Annotated in this window: 19 protein-coding genes; 8 read left to right on the forward strand and 11 right to left on the reverse strand. The window is 69.6% G+C overall.

Annotated elements, in window-relative coordinates; translation table 11 throughout:
• Positions 1-8: 8 nt before the first annotated feature.
• Entirely contained in the window at positions 9-671 is a 663-nt protein-coding gene (locus KIT89_RS07610; protein WP_297599880.1) for a nucleoside triphosphate pyrophosphatase, read from the forward strand.
• A 69-nt stretch (positions 672-740) separates the two neighbouring features.
• On the forward strand, positions 741-2,516 hold the full coding sequence (locus KIT89_RS07615; protein WP_297599882.1) for a biotin carboxylase N-terminal domain-containing protein: 1,776 nt from the start codon (positions 741-743) through the stop codon (positions 2,514-2,516).
• Positions 2,517-2,526: 10 nt separating this feature from the next.
• Here KIT89_RS07615 and KIT89_RS07620 read toward each other — a convergent pair whose 3' ends face one another.
• The gene (locus KIT89_RS07620; RefSeq protein ID WP_297599884.1) at positions 2,527-3,966 is read right to left on the reverse strand and encodes an NAD(P)H-quinone dehydrogenase; all 1,440 of its coding nucleotides are present in this window, start codon (positions 3,964-3,966) and stop codon (positions 2,527-2,529) included.
• 80 nt (positions 3,967-4,046) lie between these two features.
• On the opposite strand from KIT89_RS07620, the gene KIT89_RS07625 reads away from it, so the two are divergent.
• From KIT89_RS07625 to KIT89_RS07640, 4 genes are all read left to right on the forward strand, one after another.
• The gene (locus KIT89_RS07625) at positions 4,047-4,880 is read left to right on the forward strand and encodes a purine-nucleoside phosphorylase (protein ID WP_297599885.1); all 834 of its coding nucleotides are present in this window, start codon (positions 4,047-4,049) and stop codon (positions 4,878-4,880) included.
• A 9-nt stretch (positions 4,881-4,889) separates the two neighbouring features.
• Complete coding sequence (locus KIT89_RS07630) at positions 4,890-6,563, forward strand: phospho-sugar mutase (RefSeq protein ID WP_297599886.1); 1,674 nt, start codon at positions 4,890-4,892, stop codon at positions 6,561-6,563.
• A 108-nt stretch (positions 6,564-6,671) separates the two neighbouring features.
• A complete protein-coding gene (locus KIT89_RS07635) occupies positions 6,672-7,991 on the forward strand; it encodes a hypothetical protein (protein WP_297599888.1) in 1,320 nt (439 codons plus the stop codon).
• Entirely contained in the window at positions 7,988-8,617 is a 630-nt protein-coding gene (locus KIT89_RS07640) for a hypothetical protein (RefSeq protein WP_297599890.1), read from the forward strand. Before KIT89_RS07635 ends, KIT89_RS07640 begins: the two co-directional genes overlap by 4 nt.
• Positions 8,618-8,659: 42 nt before the next feature.
• Here the strand turns inward: KIT89_RS07640 and KIT89_RS07645 are convergent, their stop codons facing one another.
• From KIT89_RS07645 to KIT89_RS07655, 3 genes are read right to left on the reverse strand one after another with little or no spacing between them, the layout of a single operon-like run.
• The gene (locus tag KIT89_RS07645) at positions 8,660-8,932 is read right to left on the reverse strand and encodes a PTS sugar transporter subunit IIB (RefSeq protein WP_297599892.1); all 273 of its coding nucleotides are present in this window, start codon (positions 8,930-8,932) and stop codon (positions 8,660-8,662) included.
• Entirely contained in the window at positions 8,929-9,381 is a 453-nt protein-coding gene (locus KIT89_RS07650) for a PTS sugar transporter subunit IIA (RefSeq protein ID WP_297599894.1), read from the reverse strand. Before KIT89_RS07650 ends, KIT89_RS07645 begins: the two co-directional genes overlap by 4 nt.
• Positions 9,378-10,496 (reverse strand): adenosine deaminase, encoded by a 1,119-nt coding sequence (locus tag KIT89_RS07655; RefSeq protein ID WP_297599896.1) that lies wholly within the window; start codon positions 10,494-10,496, stop codon positions 9,378-9,380. The genes KIT89_RS07650 and KIT89_RS07655 overlap by 4 nt, the downstream gene beginning before the upstream one ends.
• A 127-nt stretch (positions 10,497-10,623) precedes the next feature.
• On the opposite strand from KIT89_RS07655, the gene KIT89_RS07660 reads away from it, so the two are divergent.
• Complete coding sequence (locus KIT89_RS07660) at positions 10,624-11,571, forward strand: nucleoside hydrolase (RefSeq protein ID WP_297599898.1); 948 nt, start codon at positions 10,624-10,626, stop codon at positions 11,569-11,571.
• Here KIT89_RS07660 and KIT89_RS07665 read toward each other — a convergent pair whose 3' ends face one another.
• The 7 genes from KIT89_RS07665 to KIT89_RS07695 all read right to left on the reverse strand — a co-directional run bounded on the left by KIT89_RS07665 (position 11,572) and on the right by KIT89_RS07695 (position 20,047).
• On the reverse strand, positions 11,572-12,870 hold the full coding sequence (locus tag KIT89_RS07665) for a thymidine phosphorylase (RefSeq protein ID WP_297599900.1): 1,299 nt from the start codon (positions 12,868-12,870) through the stop codon (positions 11,572-11,574).
• Positions 12,871-12,882: 12 nt separating this feature from the next.
• A complete protein-coding gene (locus tag KIT89_RS07670; protein ID WP_297599903.1) occupies positions 12,883-13,293 on the reverse strand; it encodes a cytidine deaminase in 411 nt (136 codons plus the stop codon).
• Positions 13,294-13,303: 10 nt separating this feature from the next.
• Positions 13,304-14,581: an ABC transporter permease gene (locus tag KIT89_RS07675; RefSeq protein WP_297603936.1), complete on the reverse strand. Its 1,278-nt coding sequence runs from the start codon at positions 14,579-14,581 to the stop codon at positions 13,304-13,306.
• Positions 14,582-14,586: 5 nt separating this feature from the next.
• On the reverse strand, positions 14,587-15,870 hold the full coding sequence (locus KIT89_RS07680) for an ABC transporter permease (RefSeq protein ID WP_297599905.1): 1,284 nt from the start codon (positions 15,868-15,870) through the stop codon (positions 14,587-14,589).
• Positions 15,867-17,381, reverse strand: a complete 1,515-nt coding sequence (locus KIT89_RS07685) for an ABC transporter ATP-binding protein (protein ID WP_297599907.1) — start codon at positions 17,379-17,381, stop codon at positions 15,867-15,869. Before KIT89_RS07685 ends, KIT89_RS07680 begins: the two co-directional genes overlap by 4 nt.
• Before the next feature lie 233 nt (positions 17,382-17,614).
• The gene (locus tag KIT89_RS07690; protein WP_297599910.1) at positions 17,615-18,691 is read right to left on the reverse strand and encodes a BMP family ABC transporter substrate-binding protein; all 1,077 of its coding nucleotides are present in this window, start codon (positions 18,689-18,691) and stop codon (positions 17,615-17,617) included.
• Positions 18,692-18,925: 234 nt separating this feature from the next.
• The gene (locus KIT89_RS07695) at positions 18,926-20,047 is read right to left on the reverse strand and encodes a mannose-1-phosphate guanylyltransferase (RefSeq protein ID WP_297599913.1); all 1,122 of its coding nucleotides are present in this window, start codon (positions 20,045-20,047) and stop codon (positions 18,926-18,928) included.
• 91 nt (positions 20,048-20,138) lie between these two features.
• Between KIT89_RS07695 and KIT89_RS07700 the strand changes: the two genes are divergently transcribed.
• Positions 20,139-21,320: a glycosyltransferase family 1 protein gene (locus KIT89_RS07700; protein ID WP_297599916.1), complete on the forward strand. Its 1,182-nt coding sequence runs from the start codon at positions 20,139-20,141 to the stop codon at positions 21,318-21,320.
• Positions 21,321-21,402: the final 82 nt, after the last annotated feature.

Raw genomic sequence — 21,402 nt, forward strand, 5'->3', positions numbered from 1 at the left:
ATCGAGGCGTGCACCTGTACCTCGCCTCGACCTCGCCCGCCCGCCTCGCGACCCTGCGGGCGGTCGGCATCGAGCCGATCGCCATCGCACCCGGTGTCGACGAAGAGGCCGCCGTCGAGGCGGCCGCCGCCGACGTGCCGGGCGGCGTGCTGCCCGCCCCCGACATGGTGCAGCTGCTCGCGCGGCTCAAAGCCGAAGCCGTGCTCGACGCGGCGGTGCTCAGCGAGGCTGGCCTCTCGGCCGACGAGCTCGACGGCTTGATTCTCGGCGGCGACTCGGCCTTCGAGCTCGACGGCGTCGTCTACGGCAAGCCCCACGAACCCGCCGTGGCTCGCGCCCGCTGGCTGGCCCAACGCGGGCGCAGCGGTGTGCTGCACTCGGGCCACTGGCTCATCGATCACCGGGGTGGTCGCGTCAACGGAGCCATCGGGCGGGCATCCCGCGCCACCGTGCACTTCGCCGACGACATCGAGACCGCCGAGATCGACGCGTACATCGCCACCGGCGAGCCCCTGCGCGTGGCGGGAGCCTTCACGATCGACTCGAAGGGCGCAGGGTTCATCGACCGCATCGAGGGCGACCCGCACACGGTCGTCGGCCTCTCGGTGCCGCTGCTGCGCAAACTCGTGCATGAGCTCGGCGGGCGCTGGACCGATCTCTGGAACCGCTAAGGCTTTCGCCCGCCTTTTGTGGGGCACCGCCAAACGTCGCGGTCGAGCGCGCCCCTAGGCTGGGTAACCATGGCCCGCATCAGCAAGGTACTCATCGCCAACCGAGGTGAGATCGCCGTGCGCGTGATCCGCGCCGCCCGCGACTCGAAGTTCGCCACCGTCGCCGTCTACGCCGACCAAGATCGGGATGCCCGCCACGTGCGCCTCGCCGACGAGGCGTATGCACTGCACGGCACGACGAGCGCCGAGACCTACCTCGTCATCGACAAGCTGCTCAGCATCGCCCGCCGCTCAGGAGCCGACGCAGTGCACCCCGGCTACGGCTTTCTCGCCGAGAACGCCGACTTCGCTCGCGCCGTCATCGATGCAGGGCTCATCTGGATCGGCCCCTCGCCCGAGGCGATCGAGAAGCTCGGCGACAAGGTGAGCGCCCGGCACATCGCCGAGAAGGTGGGGGCGCCGCTCGCGCCCGGCACGCTCAACCCCGTGAGCGGCGCCGACGAGGTGCTCGCGTTCGTCGACGAGCACGGGCTGCCCGTGGCGATCAAGGCCGCCTTCGGCGGCGGCGGGCGCGGCCTCAAGGTCGCCCGCACGCGCGACGAGGTGCCCGAGCTGTTCGAGTCGGCGACGCGCGAGGCGATCGCCGCTTTCGGTCGCGGCGAGTGCTTCGTCGAGAAGTATCTCGACAAGCCGCGCCACGTCGAGACCCAGTGCCTCGCCGACGCGCACGGCAATGTCGTGGTCATCTCGACGCGCGACTGCTCGCTGCAGCGCCGGCACCAGAAGCTCGTCGAAGAGGCCCCAGCACCGTTCCTCACCGCCGAGCAGACCGACCTGCTCTACTCGTCGTCGAAGGCGATTCTGCGCGAGGTCGGCTACCTCGGCGCCGGCACCTGCGAGTTTCTCATCGGTGCAGACGGCACCGTCTCGTTTCTCGAAGTCAACACCCGCCTGCAGGTCGAGCACCCCGTCTCTGAAGAGGTCACGGGCATCGACCTCGTGCGCGAGCAGTTCAGGCTCGCAGAGGGCGAAGCGATCGGCTACGACGACCCCGTGGCGCACGGGCACTCGATCGAGTTCCGCATCAACGGCGAAGATCCCGGGCTCAACTTCATGCCGATGCCGGGGCCCGTGCACGCACTGCGCTTTCCGGGAGGGCCCGGCGTGCGCGTCGACTCGGGCGTCACCACGGGCGACGTCATCTCGGGCGCCTTCGACTCGCTGCTCGCCAAGCTCATCGTCACCGGCAAGACGCGCGAGGATGCGCTCGAACGCTCACGCCGCGCGCTCGCCGAGTTCGAAGTCGCCGGCCTGCCGACCGTGCTGCCCTTTCACCGCGCGATCGTCGACGACCCGGCGTTCGCGCCCGCCGACGGTGCGCCGTTCACCATCTTCACGCGCTGGATCGAGACCGAGTTCGACAATCAGCTCGAGCCGTGGAGCGGCTCGCTCGCCGAGCCGACCGCTGCGCCCACCCCGCGCCACACCGTGATCGTCGAAGTCGGCGGCAAGCGGCTCGAAGTGTCACTGCCCGAGACGCTCATGCCGAGCTCAGCATCCCGAACTCAGACAGCGCTCGCGGCACCGCCCAAGCGACGCACGGGCTCGGCGGTCTCGGCCGCGGCCTCGGGCGACGCGGTGAAGAGCCCCATGCAGGCGACCGTCATCAAGCTCGCCGTCGCCGAGGGCGACACGGTGGTGGCGGGCGACCTCGTCGTCGTGCTCGAAGCCATGAAGATGGAGCAGCCGATGACCGCCCACAAAGACGGCACCGTCACCGGCATCAACGCCTCGGTCGGCGAGACCGTCGCCTCGGGGCACGTGCTGCTCAGCATCACCGACTGAGCTGCGCCGCTCAGTCGCGGCTGACGTGCATCGCCCGTGCGGCGTCGGTGATGCCCCCCGAGAGCGAGGGGTAGACGCTGTAGGCGCGCGCCAGCTGGTCGACCGTGAGACGGTGCTCGATGGCGAGCGCGATCGGCAGGATGAGTTCTGAGGCGCGCGGCGCCACGACGACTCCGCCGATGACCGTGCCCGAAGTGCGCGCGACCATGAGCTTGATGAAGCCGTCGGTGACGCCCTGCATCTTGGCGCGCGCGTTGGTCTCGAGCATGAGCTTGTAGACGCTGCCGCGGGTCTCGCCCTCTTCGACCTGCTTCTGCGAGAAGCCCACCGTGGCGATCTCAGGGGCCGTGAAGATGTTCGACGTCACGTTGCGCAGCTGAATCGGCGTGACGGCGTCGCCCATCGCGTGGAACACCGCCGTGCGCCCCTGCATCGACGCCACCGAGGCGAGCGGCAGCGAGTCGCTGCAGTCGCCCACCGCGTAGACGCTCGGCATCGAGGTGCGCGCCACCCGGTTGACGGCGATGTGGCCAGAACCGGTCAACTGCACGCCGGCCTCGTCGAGCCCGATGTCGGCGGTGTTCGGAATCGAGCCGACCGCCATGAGGCAGTGCGACCCCTCGATGACGGTGCCGTCGCTCAGGGTCACCTGCACGCCCTCGCCGGTGTTCACCACTGAGTCGGCGCGACTCTTGGCCATGAGCGTCATACCGTTGCGCAAGAAGACCTCTTCGATGAGGTGCGCCGCGTCGGCGTCTTCGCCTGGCAGCACCTGGTCGCGGCTCGAGATGAGCGTCACCTCGGCGCCGAGTGCGCGGTAGGCCGAGGCGAACTCGGCGCCCGTCACACCCGAGCCGACCACGATGAGGTGCTCGGGAACCGTGTCGAGCGCGTAGAGCTGCGTCCAGGTGAGAATGCGCGAACCGTCGGGCTTCGCGCTCGGCAGCTCGCGCGGCGAGGCGCCGACCGCCACGATCACGGTGTCGGCGTCGCACTGGTCGAAGTCGGTGCGCTTCTTGCCGTTCCCGGTCGAGACCACCAGTCGGTTCGGGCCATCGAGCCGCCCGTGCCCGACGATGATGCGCACGCCGGCCTGCAGCAGCTGCTCGCGCATGTCGTCGCTCTGCTCTTGCGCGAGCCGCAGCACGCGCTTGTTGACCTGCGCCAGGTTGACGGCCACCTCGGGCTTGACCGCTCGCCCGCTCTCACCGCGCGCGAAGAACTGCACGCCCAGGTCGCCGGCGTCACGAATGGCGCCCGCCGCCTCGGCTGTCGCGATGAGGGTCTTCGACGGCACGACGTCGGTGAGCACGGCAGACCCGCCGACCCCGACGCGCTCGATGAGGGTGACGTCGGCGCCGAGCTGGGCGCCGGCGAGCGCGGCCTCGTAGCCTCCGGGCCCGCCGCCGAGCACGGCGATGCGGTGTCTGCGGTCGAAAGTCTCTGGCATGCGACTATCCTCCCGCATTCGCGCGAGTGCGCGCTCGCTTCCTGAACGGCGAACGCGCCCGCCTCACTAGGCTGGCAGTCATGTCGCACACCGCCGTGAATCCGCTCGACGACGAGCACGCCGACCCCTTCGCCATCGCCCGCCAGGCCGCCGAGCAGCTCGCCGACGCCACCGGGGTCGAGCGCCACGACATCGCGCTGACGCTCGGCTCGGGCTGGGCCAAGGCCGCCGACCTCATTGGCGAGACCACGCACACGATCGCCGCCCCCGACATCGTCGGCTTCAGCAAGCCGGCGCTCGAAGGGCACGTCGGCACGCTGCGCTCGGTGCTGCTGCCGAGCGGCAAGCGCGCGCTCGTCATCGGCGCGCGCACCCACTACTACGAGAACCACGGAGTGCGGCGGGTGGTGCACTCGGTGCGCACGGCCGCGGCGGCCGGCGCGCGCGTCATGATTCTCACCAACGGCGCCGGCGGCATCAAGCCCAGCTGGTCGCCCGGCACGCCCGTGCTCATCAGCGACCACATCAACTTGACGGCAGACTCGCCCCTCGAAGGCGCCACCTTCATCGACCTCACCGACCTCTACTCTGCGCGCCTGCGCGGCCTCGCGCGCGAGGTCGACCCGAGCCTCGACGAGGGCGTCTACGTGCAGAACCGGGGCCCGCACTACGAGACTCCGGCCGAAGTGCAGATGGCGAAAGCCATGGGCGGCCACATCGTCGGCATGTCGACGGCGCTCGAAGCCATCGCGGCCCGCCAGTCCGGCATGGAGATTCTGGGGCTGTCGCTCATCACCAATCTCGCGGCGGGAATCTCGCCCGAACCGCTCAGTCATGCGGAGGTCATCCAGGCCGGCAAAGACGCCGAGCCGGTGATCAGCGCACTGCTCGCCCGCATTGTCGCGACGCTCTAGGAGGCACCGATGACCACTCTCGATCGCGCCAAGGCCTGGTTCGAGCAAGACCCAGACGAGGTGACGCGCGCCGAGCTGGCGGCGCTGATTCCGGCCGCTGAGGCGGGCGACGCCGCGGCGATGGATGCCCTCCGCGACCGCTTCGACACCCGCCTCACCTTCGGCACCGCAGGGTTGCGGGGCGAGCTCGGCGCCGGGTCGAACCGCATGAACCGGGTGCTCGTCTCGCAGGCCGCCGCCGGTTTCGCCCGCTGGCTGCTCGACCGCGACGAGAACGCCTCGGTCGTCATCGGCTACGACGGCCGCGTCAACAGCGACGTCTTCGCGCGCGACTCGGCCGAGCTCATGGCCGGGGCAGGCGTGCGCGTCGTGCTGCTGCCGCGCCCACTGCCGACCCCCGTGCTCGCCTTCGCCGTACGGCACCTCGGAATGAGCGCGGGCATCATGGTCACCGCGAGCCACAACCCGCCCCGCGACAACGGCTACAAGGTCTACCTGGGCGGCCGCGACGGCGGCTCGCAGATCGTGGCGCCCGCCGACGAGCAGATCCACGCGGCGATTCTGGCCGTGGCCGACACCGCCGTCGTCGGCGAGCTGCCGCGCGCGAGCTCGTTCGACGTCGCCGACGAGAGCATCGTCGATGCCTACGTCGAGGCGACGGCGGCCCTCGTGCCCGACGACGGCACGGCGCGCGAGGCCGTGCCCTTCGTCTACACGGCGCTGCACGGCGTGGGCTGGGAGGTCTCGAAGCGCGTGTTCGCCGCTGCGGGCCTCGGCGAGCCGACCGTCGTCGCCGAGCAGGTGGAGCCCGACGGAGCGTTTCCGACCGTGGCGTTTCCGAACCCCGAAGAGCCAGGTGCCATGGATCTCGCGTTCGAGACCGCGAACCGTGCGGGCGCCGCGCTCATCATCGCGCACGACCCAGACGCCGACCGGCTCGCGGTGGCGGTGCCCGACGCCGGCGAGCCTTCGGGCTGGCGTCGGCTGAGCGGCAACGAGGTGGGCGGCCTGCTCGGCTGGCGCGCCGCCGAGCGGCTGCACCGGTCTGAGACGCACGCGAAGCTCGCGGCCTCGCTCGTCTCGTCGCCTGCACTGTCGGCGGTCGCCGCCGCCTACGGCCTCAGCTACAGCGACACCCTCACGGGCTTCAAGTGGATCTCGCGCGTCGGCGGCCTCGCCTACGGCTTCGAAGAGGCACTCGGCTATCTCGTGAACCCCGGTACCGTGCGCGACAAAGACGGCATCTCGGCCTCGGTCGACTTCTTGGCCCTCGTCGGCGAGCTCACCGCCGCCGGCCGCACGCTCGACGACCACCAGCGCGACTTCGACGAGCGCTTCGGCGCCTTCGCGAGCGCCCAGGTGTCGCTGCGGGTCACCGACCTCTCGCGCATCGGGGCGATCATGGCCGCGCTGCGCGATGCTCCTCCGGCCGAGATCGGGGGCGTTCGCGTCAGCCAGGTCGACGACTTCATCGGCGGCTTCGGCGTCTTCCCGCCCGGTGACATTCTGCGGTTCTGGATGCTCGACGGCAGCCGCGTCATCGTGCGGCCGAGCGGCACCGAGCCGAAGGTCAAGGTCTATATCGACGCCTCGAGCGACGAAGGCTCGGTCGACGAGCGCCGGGCGGTAGCGGCGGCTCGCGTCGCCGCCCTCGAGTCGGGCATGCGCGCCCTCATCGTCTGAGCCTGCGCGCTGGAGCTCAACGCGACGGCCATGTCTGGCCGTCGCCGCGACGCCAGCGCCGACGGCCGTCCCGGCCGTCGGGTTGCGAAACCCACATAGGGTGGAAGGGTGACCGCCCAGCCGCCGACGAGCAACCCCGCTCGCCCGCTGCTGCCGACCCCCGTCGCGCTGCTGTGGTTCGCGGCCGTGCTCAGCTGGGCCACCGGCCGACTGGCCGGCCAGTTCGGGGCCTTCGCGCTGCCCGACCCCTGGGCGGGGCCCGGCGGAGTCTCGACGAGCACTCCTGATCCGGTGCTGCTCGCCGAGCTGCAGCGCCTCAGTGCCCTGCAGACGCTGCCCACGACGCTCGCCGTCGTGCTCGGTGCGGTGGGCCTCGCCGTGCTCTGGATGCGCCGCGAGCCCGACCCGCTCTCTCGCGTCGCCGCGGTGTCGGCGAGCATCATCGCCGTAGCAGGGGCGCTCTCGGCCGTGGCCGTGCTCGCTCTCGTCGCCGCCGGGCCCGACCGGCCGATCGGGCTCGTCGACGTGCCCGTCGGCACAACGGCGGCGCTCGCGACGGCTGCGGCGGGAGCATCCACCGCTGTGCTCATCAGGCCGTACGTCGACGTCATGGCCGCCCACATCTGGGCCGGCATCGGTGGGGCGGGCCTCGCGCTTCCGCTCATGGTCGCGGGGGTCTCGCCCGCCATCGTCATGGCCGGCGCCGCCCTGCTCGCCACGCTCGACCGCGTGCACGGGCTGAGGGTCGAACGCGATCTCGCCTTCCGCCACGCGCTCGAGGCTGAGCGCATCGCCGCGGAAGGCGACTCGGGACGTGGCATCGGCGTCTCGGGGCTGCCCGGTCGTCCACCGACTCCGCGCGCTCCGCGCCCGCACCTGCCGTGGTCGAGCGACCAGCGCCGAGCGTCGATCTGGCTCGGCGTCGTCGCGATCGTCGTGGTCTCACTGGCCTGGACGGTGGGCTCGACCCTCGGCAGCTTGGGGCTCGTCGTCGTGCTCGGCGCCGTCGCCCCCGGCTTCGCGGTGGCGGCCCTCGGCATGCTGCCGCTGCTGTGGCAGATCGCCGTGCTGCTGCGGGTCGCCTCGAGCGAGCGCTATGGGCTGACGGTCGCGAGCGGGATGCTCGCCGCGGCCTCGATCGCGATGCTCACGGTCGACGTGCCCGAGGTGTATCTCGCCGCGGTCGGCGTGCAGTCGCTCGCTGTCGGTCTCGCAGTCGCGCTGCTCGCGCGCCGCGCCCCCTCAGCCGCCACGACCCCGACGCCGGGCACCGCCACGACCCCCGTGACCCCGCTCGGCCGCGTCATGCTCGGCACGACTGCGGCGCTCGCCTGGTTGCTCATGATCGTGCCGACCGGGGCGCTGCCGCTCGCCTTCATCGCCGTCGCCACCACCCTGTTCGCCCTTCGTCGAAAGGCTCGCGCATGACCGACTCTGACGCTCGATCGGGCGGCCTGCTCAACCGGCTCGCCAACCCGCCCACGCGTCGCGCCGGAGCCGCCTGGGCTCTGCTCGCGCTCGTCATGATGCTGGTTGGCGCGGTGCTGATCCCCTCGATGTTCACCGACGACAGCGATCAGGTCTTGCTCGTGCAGTGGTACCTCGGGGGCAACGTGCTCGCCTTCCTCGGCTTTCTTCCGCTGCTGCGCGCGGTGCACGCACTCATCGCGGCGCGGGCAGTTCCGGCGTGGTCGCTCGCGGCGGCCTATGCGGTGCTGCTCATCCGCCCCCTCGCACTCGTACCCGACATCGTCGCCGCGCCGATCTCAGTGCTCGCCGATCTCGGCGTGCTGCTGCCGTACCTGCTGCTCGCCACCACGGGAGTCGCCGCGGGCTTCGCGGCCTGGGCCATGCTGCCGCTCGCGCAGAACGCGGCGAGCCCGTGGCGCCGGCTCGCCGTGGCAGCGGCCGTCGGGCTGCTCGTGGCGCTCGGGCTCTACTCGTTCGCTCCGTTCATCGCACCGCTCGCGACGCTCGGCGTCGGGGTGGGCCTGCTAATGGGCCGGGGCGCTGGCGGGCACGACCCCGCGAACGGGCCGGCCGGGCAGCACTGACGCCGCGCCCGACCGTGAGCGCAGCATCCTGCACCCGGCGATTCAGCCGATGGCGCGCTCGAGCTTCGTGCTGAGCTCGTCGGTGTCGAAGTAGTTCTCGATGACGACGACGTCGGCGCGCGTCGGGCCGATCGCCTCGACGAACTCTGCGCTCGTCAGAATGACCTGCGCGTCGGCGGCCACCCGGGCGACCGAGTCGAGGTCGGCGGCGACCACAGTGGCCGTGAGCCCGAGACGCTGCAGCACGCGCTCGGCGTTGACCTTGAGGATTCCGCTCGAGCCGATGCCAGCGCCGCAGATGGTGACGATCTTCACGCGGCCGCTCCCGCACCGAGAATCGCGCGCACCTCGTCGCGGCTCGTCGCCGCCGCGAGCGCCGGAATCGCCGCCGAATCGTTGAAGGCGTTCGCGAGCTCGGCGACCGCCTCGAGGTGAGCATCTGCCGCGACGCCCGCGAGGCCGATGACCACGCGAACCGGGTCGTTGTGCGCGTGCCCGAACTCGACCGGCTCGGCGAGCGTGACCACCGCGAGGCCGTCGCACCGCACCTCGGGGCCGGGGCGCGCGTGCGCGAGCGCCAGGCCGGGCGCGATGACGATGTACGGCCCGTGGTCATCGACCATGCGAATCATGGCCTCGGTGTATTCGGCCGTCGTGCACCCGCTGTCGACGAGGGCATCGCCGGCGAGACGCACGGCGTCGCGCCAGTCGTGGGCGCGCGCGTGCAGCACGATGGCGCGGTCGGCGAGGGCAGGAAGGCTCACTGGGCAGCCTCGAAGCCGTCGATGATGGTCTCGATGAGGGCCTCGCGGTCTTCGACGGGCAAGAACGCCGCCTGCGCCGCGTTGAGCTGCAGCGCGAGCAGGTCGTCGAGGTCGTAGCCGAACGCTTCGCTCACGAGCGAGAGCTCACGGCTGAGGGTCGTGGCGCTCATGAGCCGGTTGTCGGTGTTGACGGTGACGCAGAACCCCAGTTGGTAGAACAGGTCGAGGGGGTGATCGACGAGCTCGGTGCCCCACTCGGCGATCGCGCCCGTCTGCAGGTTCGAGCTCGGGCTGGTCTCGAGGGCGATCTGGCGGTCTTTCACCCACTCGGCGAGCCGACCGAGGCCCGCGATCGTCGTGTCGCCCTCGTGACGCAGGTGGATGTCTTCGGCGAGTCGCACCCCGTGCCCGAGGCGCAGGGCGTGCCCGTCGAGCAGGGCTCCGCGAATCGAGTCGAGCCCGTCGGCCTCGCCAGCGTGGATCGTCGCCGGGAACCATTCGGCGGCGAGCAGGTCGAACGCATCCTTCATGCGGCTGGGCGGAAACCCCGCCTCGGCCCCGGCGATGTCGAACCCGACGACGCCTGCGTCGCGGTGACGCAGGGCGAGCTCGGCGATCTCGAGGCCCCGATCGGCGTGGCGCATGGCCGTCACGAGCTGGCCCACCCGGATGCTGTGGCCCGCGTCGCGCGCCTGCTCGACCCCGGCATCCAGACCCGACTGCACAGCCTCGACTGCCTCGTCGAGGCTCAGGCCGCCCTGCAGGTGCTGCTCGGGCGCCCAGCGCACCTCGCCCCAGACGACGCCGTCGGCGGCGAGGTCGAGCACGAACTCACGGGCGACGCGCTCGAGGTTCTCGCGCGACTGCATGACCGCCACGGTGATGTCGAAGGTCTTCAGGTATTCGACGAGCGAGCCCGCCGTGCACTGGGCGAGAAACCAGTCGGCGAGCGCCTGCGACTCGGTGGCCGGCAGCTCGAGCCCGATCTCGGCGGCGAGCTCGATGATCGTCTGCGGTCGAAGACCGCCGTCGAGGTGGTCGTGCAACGACACCTTGGGCAGTTGTTCGAGCGCCAGGTCGGTGCCCGCGAGAAGGTTCGGTGTCGCCATCGTCATACCCTCAAACCTACCGGTTCGTTACCGCACTGTGACCCGAGATTGAGATGTCGACGCGGCCAGACAGCGCGCGAGTGCGCGGCCCGTTTCTGCGCGCGGCGAGCGGCGGGCATCCTAGGCTCGAAGCATGCCCGAGAAGATCATCCTCGATTGCGACCCCGGCCACGACGACGCCGTGGCGATGCTGCTCGCCCACGGTTCGCCCCACATCGACCTGCTCGCCGTGACGACCGTCATGGGCAACCAGACGATCGAGAAGGTCACGCGCAACGCGCTCGCGGTGGCGCGCGTCATCGGCATGGATGCTGTTCCGATCGCCCGCGGAGCCCACCGCCCGCTCGTGCGCACCGTCGAGACGGCACCCGACATCCACGGCGAATCGGGGCTCGACGGGCCCGTGCTGCCCGAGCCCGTCGTCGAGCTCGACCCTCGCCACGCCGTCGACCTCATCATCGACACCGTCATGGCCCACGAACCCGGCACCGTGACGCTCGTGCCCACCGGAGCCCTCACGAACATCGCCCTCGCCGTGCGCAAGGAGCCGCGCATCGCCGAGCGCGTCAAGCAAGTCGTGCTCATGGGCGGCGGCGTGCACGTGGGCAACTGGAGCGCCGTCGCCGAGTTCAACATCATCATCGACCCCGAGGCCGCGCACATCGTGTTCAACGAGTCGTGGCCGCTCACCATGATCGGGCTCGACGCCACGCACCAGGCGCTCGCGACCGACGAGGTGGCGGCGCGCATCGCCGCGGTCGGCACGGCGCCCGCGCGCTTCGTCGGCGAACTGCTCGAGTTCTTCGCACACAGCTACAAAGACGCGCAGGGCTTCGACCACCCGCCCGTGCACGACCCCTGCGCGGTCGCATTCGTCATCGACCCCTCGCTGCTGCGCGTCGTGCGCGCGCCCCTCGACGTCGAGCTGACCGGAGGGCTCACGCTCGGCATGACCGTCGCCGACCTGCGCGCTGAAGCCCCCGAGGGGTGCACGACGCAGGTCGCCCTCGACATCGACAACGACCGCTTCTGGGGCCTCGTCGTCGACGCCCTCGTCAGAATCGGCGACGTGCAGGTCTAGCTACGCGTCGATGACCTCGGCGATGAGCGGGCCACCCGTGTGCACCTCGTCGCCCGCGTCGCCGATGGCGTAGGCGCCCTCGAGCGACTCGAGAGCGCGAGCGAAGCGCGCCTCGTCGTTCGTGAGCATCGTGAAGAGCGGCTGCCCGGCCGTCACGGTGTCACCCGGCTTGACGTGCAGGTCGATGCCCGCGGCGTGCTCGACCGGGTCTTCTTTGCGGGCGCGGCCCGCTCCGAGGCGCCAGGCCGCGATGCCGAAAGGCAGGGCCTCTTGCGACACGAGCACGCCGTCACGGTCGGCCGTCACGACGTGGGTCTCACGCGCGACCGGCAGCGCAGCATCCGGGTCTCCGCCCTGAGCGCGGATCATGCCGCGCCAGGCATCCATCGCCTGGCCGTTCTGCAACGCGCCCTCGACATCGGCGTCGGTGACGCCCGCGAGCTCGAGCATGTGGCGGGCGAGCACGACCGTGAGCTCGACGACATCGGCGGGGCCGCCGCCCGCGAGCACCTCGACCGATTCGCGCACCTCGTTGGCGTTGCCGATCGCGAGGCCGAGCGGCACGTTCATGTTGGTGAGCACGGCCCGCGTCGCGACGCCAGCGTCATGGCCGAGCTGCACCATCACCTGGGCGAGCTCGCGCGACTGGGTGATGTCTTTCAGAAACGCGCCGGAGCCGAACTTCACGTCGAGCACGAGCGCTGCGGTGCCCTCGGCGATCTTCTTCGACATGATCGACGACGCGATGAGCGGAATGCACTCGACCGTGCCCGTGATGTCGCGCAGGGCGTAGAGCTTGCCGTCGGCCGGCGCGAGGCCCGAGCCTGCCGCGCACACGACGGCGCCGACAGCGTCGAGCTGCGCCATCATGTCGTCGACGGTGACGTTCGCACGCCAGCCCGGGATGCTCTCGAGCTTGTCGAGCGTTCCCCCCGTGTGACCCAGCCCGCGGCCGCTGAGCTGCGGCACCGCGACGCCGAACGAGGCCACGAGCGGCGCGAGCGGCAGCGTGATCTTGTCGCCCACCCCGCCGGTCGAGTGCTTGTCGGTGGTCTTCTTCGACAGGCCCGAGAAGTCGAGGCGCGTGCCCGAGGCGACCATGGCGAGCGTGAGGTCGCGAATCTCGTCGCGGCTCATGCCGTTCAAGAAGATCGCCATCGTCATGGCCGACATCTGCTCGTCGGCGATGTAGCCGCGCGTGTAGGCGTCGACCATCCAGTCGACCTGCGCAGTGCTCAGCACACCCTTGTCGCGCTTGGTGCGGATGAGATCGACGACATCGAACGGCTCGATGGCCATGGGGCGCTCCTGCTAGTCGTGGGTTTCGCGGAAAGTCTCGAGGGTGCGGGGGCCGAACGCGTCGGGCAGCACCTCATCGATGGTCTTGATGCCCGACACCGTCTGCAGCAGCATGCCCTCGGCCGAGTGCTCGTAGAGCAGCTGGCGGCAGCGGCCGCACGGCATGAGAGCTGCGCCGTCGCCGTCGACGCACGTGAAGGCCACGAGTTTGCCGCCGCCCGTCATGTGCAGGGTCGACACGAGCGCGCACTCCGCGCACAGCGTCAAGCCGTAAGAGGCGTTCTCGACGTTGCAGCCCGAGATCACCCGCCCGTCATCGACGATCGCCGCCACCCCGACCGGAAACCTCGAGTACGGCACGTAGGCCTTGGCGCTCGCGTCGATCGCGACCTCGCGCAGGGCATCCCAATCGATATCGGTCATGACTGCCTCACTACGCCTTGATGTACGGTTTGCCCGACGCGGCTGGCGCTCGCGACATGCCCACGAGGCCGGCGACCGCGAAGATCGTCACGAGGTAGGGCAGCATGAGCATGAACTCGCTCGGCACCGGTGAGCCCACGATCGACAGCGTCGACTGCAGGTTGGTCGCGAAGCCGAACAGCAGAGCAGCCAGAGTGGCCTTGATGGGGTTCCACTGACCGAAGATCACGGCGGCGAGAGCGATGAAGCCCGCGCCGTTCGTCATCTCTTTCGTGAACGAGCCGATCGCCGCGAGGGTGAAGAACGCGCCGCCACCGCCGACGATGGCACCGGCGAGCAGCACGTTCCAGAACCGGGTCGCGCGCACATTGATGCCGACGGTGTCTGCGGCCTTCGGGTGCTCACCGACAGAGCGCAGGCGCAGGCCCCAGCGGGTCTTGAACAGTGCGAACCAGACCGTCGGCACGAGGGCGAACATGATGTAGACGATGATCGTCTGGTTGAACAGGATCGGCCCGAGAATCGGGATATCGCTCAGCAGCGGAATCGAGATGCGCTGAAAACGGTCTGGCTTGTTGAAGAGCTCGGGGTCGGCGACCATCACGGTCGAGTAGAAGAAGCTCGTGAGCCCGATGACGAGCACATTGAGCACGACACCGACGATCACCTGGTCGACGAGGTACTTGATCGCGAACGAGGCCAAGATCACCGAGACGAGGGCACCCGCGAACATGGCAGCGAGCAGGCCGACGATGGCCGAACCGGTCAGCGTGGCGACCATCGCGGCCACGAAGGCTCCGGCCAGCAGCTGGCCCTCGATGGCGATGTTCACGACGCCGACGCGTTCAGAGATGACACCGCCGAGTGAGCCGAAGATGAGCGGCGTGCTCACCGTCAGGGCGCCAGCCAGCAGGCCCACGAGCGGCACGGTCGACCCGGCAGCGGCCCAGGTCAAGAAGCCGAGCAGGAACAAGATCGCGAAGATCGTCGTCAGCCACAGCGGCACCTTGCGCGCCGACCGCACGAGCAAGAAGGCGTAGACCGCGATGGCGACCATGAGCACCACGGTGGCGATGCCGGTCGCGTTGGCCGGCAGCACGATCGGGGCGAGCACGATGGCATCGCTGTCGTTGCTCAGCCGGTAGGTGGTGTCGCCGCCACGAGCGAGGCCGATGAACAGCACGGCACCGAGCACGGCGAAGATCGCGAACGCGATCGGCGCCTTCCAGCTGCGCACCACGATGGTCGAGGGCGCGAGCCCTGAGCCTGAGTCTCGAGTGGTCGTCACGGCGCTCACTTGTTCTCCTCCGCAACTCGCGCGATCTTCGGTGTTCGCCACCGGAAGAGCGGATCAGGGGTGGGCAATCTGAAGATCGACCTCACGAGCGGCGGCGCCGCGATGAACAGCACGATGAACGACTGCACGACGAGCACGATGTCGACCGGAATGCCCTCGGCCGCCTGCATCGTGTAGCTGCCCGCCTTCAATGCGCCGAACAGGATGCCGGCGAAGAAGACGCCCCAGGGCTTCGACCGGCCGAGCAGCGCCACGGTGATGGCGTCGAAGCCGATGCCGGCGTCGAGGCCAGCGGCGAATCCGCCCGTGAAGTTGCCGAGCACCTGGTAGACGCCCGCGAGGCCGACGAGGGCGCCCGCGATGAGCATGACCTGCACGTAGACGGCCTTGACGTTGATGCCCGCCACCTTCGCGGCGTGAGGGTTCTCACCGACGGCCCTGAACCTGAAGCCGAGCGCCGAGCGGTCGAGCAGGTACCACGTGAAGATCGTGGCGAGAATGACGAGGATGAACCCGATGTTGAGGTTGTACTGCACGCCGAGCAGGTTGTTGAGCAGCGGCGGAAACTGCGCTGTCTCGAGCATCGGCCCGCTCTTGGGGTTGTTCTGCCCCGGCGCCTGCAGAGCGCCAGGAGTGCGCAGCAGGAACGAGACCAGATAGAACGCGATGTAGTTGAGCATGATCGTCACGATCACCTCGTGCGCACCCGTGCGCGCCTTGAGCAGGCCGACGAGGCCACCCCACAGCGCACCGCCGATGAGGCCGAAGATGAGCGCGACGATGAGGTGGATCACGGGCGGCATCGGAATGTATGCCCCGATGTAGCCGGCGACCGCGGCGGCGATCAGCATCTGACCGCGGCCACCGATGTTGAACATGCCGACGCGGAACGCCAGCGCCACGCCGAGCCCGGCCGCGATGAGCGGCGTCGCGTTCGCGAGGGTCTCGGTGATCGGGCGGAACGCCGCCACGAGGTCGTCTGCTCGCAGATAGTTGAACACCGAGCCACGGAAGAGGGCGCTGTAGGCACCGGCGACGGCATCCCACATCGCGCTGAAGGTGTCAGCGGGGCGCGAGAAAAAGTAGCCGGCTGCTTCGGCGACCGCGTCGTCGGTCATGATGATGAGGATTCCGCCGACGACGAGCGCGAGAAACACGGCGAGCACCGAGATGGCGGCACTGCCGCCGAAGATCTCGCGCAGGATCTGGTTGCCGCGCGGCGGCGGCGGCACCTCGTCGGGCGCCGTCACGGGTGCGGCGGGGGTGGTCGTGTCGCTCATGCTGCAGCCTCCGTCGGTGCTTCTCCGGCCATCATGAGACCGAGTACGTCTCGGGGGGTGTCTCCTGGCACGATGCCGACGATGCGACCCCGATACATGACGGCGACGCGATCGGCGAGCGCCGCCACTTCGTCGAGCTCGGTCGAGACGACGATGACGGGAATACCGGCATCGCGCGTGGCGACGATGCGCTTGTGCACGAACTCGATCGAGCCCACGTCGAGACCTCGCGTCGGCTGCGCCGCGACGAAGAGGCTGAGGTCGCGGCTCAGCTCGCGCGCGAGCACGACCTTCTGCTGGTTGCCGCCCGAGAGGCTGCTGGCTTTCGACGTGATGCCCTGCGTGCGCACATCGAACTCGGCGATGCGATCGGTGGCGAACTGCGCGAGCACGGGCAGCTGCAGGGTGCCCCACTTGACGAAGGGCTCGCCCGTCGAGCGGTCGAGCATGAGGTTCTCGGCGATGGTGAAGGCACCCACGAGGCCGTCTTCGGTGCGGTCTTCAGGCACGAATCCGACGCCGGCGTCGAGCACCTGCCGAGGGCTCTTGCCGACGAGCTCTTCATCACCGAGAGTGATCGAGCCGAGCACTCGCTCCTGCAGACCCATGATCGCCTCGGTGAGCTCGGTCTGGCCGTTGCCCTGCACCCCGGCGATCGCCAGAATCTCTCCGCGGTGCAAAGTGAAGCTCACCGAGTCGACGAGCACCTGCCCGACATGATCGGTCACCGTGAGGTCGGTGATGACGAGCGCCGGTTCTGCCGGTTGAGCCGGGGTCTTATCGACGGTGAGCTCGACGGCGCGGCCGACCATGAGCGAGGCCATCTCGACGTTCGTCGCCGTCGGCTCGACCTCTCCGACCACCTTGCCGAGCCGGATGACGGTGATGCGATCGGCCACCTCGCGCACCTCGCGCAGCTTGTGGGTGATGAACACGATCGAGGTGCCTTCGTCGCGCAGCTGCCGCATGATGCCCATGAGCTCGTCGGTCTCTTGCGGGGTGAGCACGGCAGTGGGCTCGTCGAAGACGAGCACGTTGGCGTTGCGCGAGAGCGCCTTGATGATCTCGACGCGCTGCTGCACGCCGACGGGCAGGTCTTCGATCTTCGCGTCTGGGTCGATGTTGAAGCCGAAGCGACTCGAGATCTCGTGCACCATCGCTCGAGCTGCCTCGAGGTCGAGCCGGCCCCCCGCCTTGGTCTGCTCGTGACCGAGCATGACGTTCTCGGCGACCGTGAACACCGGAATGAGCATGAAGTGCTGGTGCACCATGCCGATTCCGGCGCTCATCGCGTCACCCGGGCCCGAGAAGCTCTGCACGACGTCGTCGAGCAGAATCTCGCCCTCGTCTGCCTGGTAGAGCCCGTAGAGCACGTTCATGAGGGTCGACTTGCCCGCCCCGTTCTCACCGAGCAGGCAGTGGATCTCGCCCGGCTCGACGACGAGGTCGATATGGTCATTGGCCACGAGCGCGCCGAAGCGCTTCGTGATGCCGCGAAGCTCGAGTTTCATGCCTGCGGGCCTTCCTGCGCCTCACGGGGTGACACGGCGCTGAGTCAGATCCAAGGGGGTGCGCACGCGGTCAAGAACGACGACCGCGGTGTGCTCGTGACACCACTGTAGGCCAGAGACGCCACCGGCATCTGAGCGAGATGGTGCGCATCTGAGCACGCCGGGCGATGTCTGAGAACGACCGAGGGAGGCCAGCAACGCTGACCTCCCTCGGCGGGTGAAACGGGTGATGCTTACGGCGATGCCGGCGAGGTGACCTCGATCTCGCCCGCGATGATCGCGGCGATGAGCGCCTCGATCTCGCCCGAGAGCTCGGCGTCGACCGACGACTCGAAGTCGTGGAACGGCGCGAGGCCGACTCCACCGTTCTCGAGGGTTCCGACGTAGGTGCTGCTGTCGAAGTTGCCACCGGCAGCGGCCGTGACGACGTCGTACACCGCGACGGCGATGTTCTTCAGCACCGAGGTGAGCAGCAGGTCGGCGATGTCGGGGTCAGACACGAACACGTCCTTGTCGACACCCATGAGGGCGATCGAGCGGCCCGAGTCGCGAATCGCCTCAGCAGCGCTGAAGTAGATCGGGCCACCGACGGGCAGCAGCACGTCAGCGTTCTGGTCGATGAGGCCCTGCGCCGTGGTCAGCGCCTCGGTGCCGGGAGCGAAGCCGCCCGTGAAGGCACCGGTCTGACCGTCGAGGTCCCACCCGAGAGCCTGCACTGACGTGCCCTTGACCTCGTTGTAGTGCGAGACGCCCTGCACGAAGCCGTCCATGAAGATGGTGACGGGCGGAATCGGGATGCCGCCGAAGGTGCCGACGACGCCGGTCTCTGAGTAGCTCGCTGCGGCGTAGCCCGCGAGGAACGCGGCCTCGACCGTGTTGAACAGGATCGGCTTGACGTTGTCGCCCTCGACGAAGTCGTCGATGATCGCGAAGTTGATGTCGGGGTTCGCCGCCGACGCCGTCGCGGTCGCCTCGTTGAGGAGGAAGCCGACGGTGACGATCAGGTCGCAGCCCTGGTCGACGAGGTTCTGCACGTTCGGGCCGTAGGCGTTCTCGTCGGCCGACTCGACCGCGATGAAGTCGACGCCCAGGTCGCCTGCCGCCTCTTCGATGCCGTCGTACGCGGCCTCGTTGAACGACTTGTCGTCCCATCCGCCTGCGTCAGAAACGATGCAGGGAAGGAAGTCGAGAGCCTCGGTCTCTTCGGGCGCCTCTGCCTCGGGGGCTGCGGCGCAGCCGGCGAGCACGAGGGCGCTCGCGCCGAGCAGGGCGAATGCGCCCATGCCGCGCTTGCGGGTGGTGTTGATCACTGTGTCCTCCAAAAAACTGCCCAGCGGGAACGCTGGAGCGAATGGCTTTACGTTAGCGAACGAGACCCCCCAGAAGCAGTGTCGAAAGGCCCGGGTGACACAAGCGTTACGAAAGCGGGACTCTGCCGTAATCCCGAAGAAACGGAGGGGAGGGCGCATCAATCGTGCACCGGCGTGCGCGAATGAGCAGAATGGATGCGCGCTCTGCGCCCCGCGCGCCGCCCCGATCTTCGGCTAGAGCAAGTCGTCGCGCCCCGCCAGCTTGATCGCATCGACGACGCTCTTCACCCGCTGAGCGTGCTCGCGCGTGGTCACGAGCAGAGCATCCGGAGTATCGACGACGACGATGTCGGTGACCCCGATGAGCGAAATGAGCCTGCTGCTCTGGCTCACCACGACGCCGCTCGACGAGTCGGCGAGCACGCGCGCACCCTCGCCGAGAATGGCGAGGTCGCCCGGGCGGTTGCCCGACAGCAGCTTGGCGAGCGACGAGAAGTCTCCGACGTCGTCCCACGCGAAGTCGCCGCGCACCACGGCGAGCCGACCCGCCGCGGCCGCAGGCTCTGCCACCGAGTAGTCGATGGCGATCTTCGGCAGCAACGGCCAGACGGCGTCGACCACATCGGCCCGCGAATCGGTGTCCCACGCGGCAGCGATCTCGAGCAGCCCCTCGTGCAGCAGCGGCTCGGTCTCACCGAGCTGCGCGAGCAGGGTGTCGGCGCGCGCGATGAACATGCCCGCGTTCCACAGGTAGTCGCCCGACTCGACGTAGGCCGTCGCCGTCGGCAGGTCGGGCTTCTCGACGAAGCAGTCGACGAGGTGCGCGTGCGGGGCGCCCTCGACCGAGAGCGCTGCACCGCGGGCGATGTAGCCGAAGCCCACCGAGGGTTCAGACGGCGAGATGCCGATCGTGGTGATGTAGCCGGCGCGCGCTACCGCGACCGCTTCTGCCACGCTCTGCCGAAACCGTTCGGAGTCGGTGATCACATGGTCGGCCGCGAACGACCCGACGATGACATCGGGGTGACGACGATGCAGGATGGCCGCCGCGAGCCCGATCGCCGCCGACGAGTCTTTCGGCTCGCTCTCGAGCACGATGTTCTCGTCGAGCAGATCGGGCAACTGGGCCTGCACGGCCGCGCGGTGGGCGCGCCCCGTGACGACCATGATGCCCGCGCTGCCGGCGAGCGGCAGCACGCGGTTCCAGGTATCGCCGAGCAGAGTGTGACCGCTGCCCGTCAGGTCGTGCAAGAACTTCGGCGCCTCGGCGCGCGAGAGCGGCCAAAGCCTCGACCCGACACCACCGGCAGGAATGATGGCGTGAAAATTGGGCAGGGCCCCCTCCAGCGCGTGCATGCGGGTCACCCTATCGGTCGACCACCGTTCACACACGGTCAACCCCCGCCGGTTAGCGTGTCGAGCAGCCGACTCGAGAGGGGCAGAGCCGATGCGCGTAGCCGTGGTGAGCGAGAGCTTTCTTCCGACCGTCAACGGCGTCACCACGAGCGTCGTGCGCGTGCTCGAGCACCTGCAGTCGCGCGGCCACGAGACCGTCGTCATCGCCCCGGCGGCGGGCGCCCCCGCCGAGTACGCCGGAGCCCGGGTGGTGCCGGTGCCCGCAGTGTCGTACCGCGAGTTTCCGGTCGGCCTGCCGACCGCGATCGTGCACCGCACCCTCGCAGAGTTCGCGCCCGACGTCGTGCACGCCGCATCGCCGTTTCTGCTCGGCGCTCACGCCATCGGGGCAGCATGGCGACTCGGCATTCCCTCGGTGGCCGTGTTCCAGACCGATGTCGCCGCCTACGCACGGCGCAATCGGCTCTCGGCGGCGACCGCCTTCGCGTGGAAGGTCGTGGCCCTCGTGCACGACAAGGCCGATCTGACCCTCGTGCCCTCGACCTCGGCACTGCGCGACCTCGAGGCGGCCGGAGTGCAGCGCCTCGACCGCTGGGGCCGCGGCGTCGACCTCGACGGCTACCACCCGCGACTGCGACGCGACCCCGCGGCGCTGGCGCTGAAGGCCGAGCTCGCCCCGCAGGGCGAGCTCGTCGTGGGCTATGTCGGCAGGCTCGCGCCCGAGAAGCAGGTAGAACGCTTCGCAGCGCTCAAGGGAGTGCCGGGCATCCGGATCGCGATCGTCGGCGACGGCCCCTCTGCACCCAGCGTGCGCGCAGCCCTGCGCGGCATGCCCGTGACCTATCTCGGCGCCCTGCACGGGCGCGACCTGGCCCTCGCCTACGCCGCCTTCGACATCTTCGCGCACACCGGGTGCGACGAGACCTTCGGGCAGACCATTCAAGAGGCGCAAGCGGCGGGCCTGCCCGTCATCGCCCCCTCTGCGGGCGGACCGATCGACCTCATCGACCACGGTCGCACCGGCCTGCACACCGACCCTGACGATGCGCGCGCGCTGCGCGGCGCCGTGCGAGCGCTCGTCGGCGATGCGGCGCTGCGGGCACGGCTCGGCGAAGCGGGGCGGCGCGCCGTGCTGGGGCGCACCTGGCAGGCGGTCGGCGACCAGCTCATCGAGCACTACGAGCGCGTGATCGACGCCCGCCGAACCCGCGTCGCCGACGAGGCCCGCACCATGCTGCGCCTGCTCGGGCCCGCCGGTGCTCGCCTGTTCTGAGCACTCAGACAGGCGACGTAGACTCTTCACTATCGGCGACCACCAGTCGAGAATCGGAATCCACACCGGAGTCCACGTGCGT

Origin of the sequence: Microcella sp., from assembly GCF_025808395.1 — a bacterium.
Lineage (GTDB): Bacteria > Actinomycetota > Actinomycetes > Actinomycetales > Microbacteriaceae > Microcella.

What these genes read in the sequence shown, in the direction of transcription:
- KIT89_RS07655 (WP_297599896.1), bottom strand. Translation starts at nt 10,496, where the DNA reads ATGACGATGGCGACACCGAACCTTCTCGCGGGCACCGACCTGGCGCTC.
- KIT89_RS07660 (WP_297599898.1), top strand. Translation starts at nt 10,624, where the DNA reads ATGCCCGAGAAGATCATCCTCGATTGCGACCCCGGCCACGACGACGCC.
- KIT89_RS07695 (WP_297599913.1), bottom strand. Translation starts at nt 20,047, where the DNA reads ATGCACGCGCTGGAGGGGGCCCTGCCCAATTTTCACGCCATCATTCCT.
- KIT89_RS07685 (WP_297599907.1), bottom strand. Translation starts at nt 17,381, where the DNA reads ATGAAACTCGAGCTTCGCGGCATCACGAAGCGCTTCGGCGCGCTCGTG.
- KIT89_RS07640 (WP_297599890.1), top strand. Translation starts at nt 7,988, where the DNA reads ATGACCGACTCTGACGCTCGATCGGGCGGCCTGCTCAACCGGCTCGCC.
- KIT89_RS07620 (WP_297599884.1), bottom strand. Translation starts at nt 3,966, where the DNA reads ATGCCAGAGACTTTCGACCGCAGACACCGCATCGCCGTGCTCGGCGGC.
- KIT89_RS07665 (WP_297599900.1), bottom strand. Translation starts at nt 12,870, where the DNA reads ATGGCCATCGAGCCGTTCGATGTCGTCGATCTCATCCGCACCAAGCGC.
- KIT89_RS07670 (WP_297599903.1), bottom strand. Translation starts at nt 13,293, where the DNA reads ATGACCGATATCGATTGGGATGCCCTGCGCGAGGTCGCGATCGACGCG.
- KIT89_RS07630 (WP_297599886.1), top strand. Translation starts at nt 4,890, where the DNA reads ATGACCACTCTCGATCGCGCCAAGGCCTGGTTCGAGCAAGACCCAGAC.
- KIT89_RS07625 (WP_297599885.1), top strand. Translation starts at nt 4,047, where the DNA reads ATGTCGCACACCGCCGTGAATCCGCTCGACGACGAGCACGCCGACCCC.
- KIT89_RS07615 (WP_297599882.1), top strand. Translation starts at nt 741, where the DNA reads ATGGCCCGCATCAGCAAGGTACTCATCGCCAACCGAGGTGAGATCGCC.
- KIT89_RS07700 (WP_297599916.1), top strand. Translation starts at nt 20,139, where the DNA reads ATGCGCGTAGCCGTGGTGAGCGAGAGCTTTCTTCCGACCGTCAACGGC.
- KIT89_RS07680 (WP_297599905.1), bottom strand. Translation starts at nt 15,870, where the DNA reads ATGAGCGACACGACCACCCCCGCCGCACCCGTGACGGCGCCCGACGAG.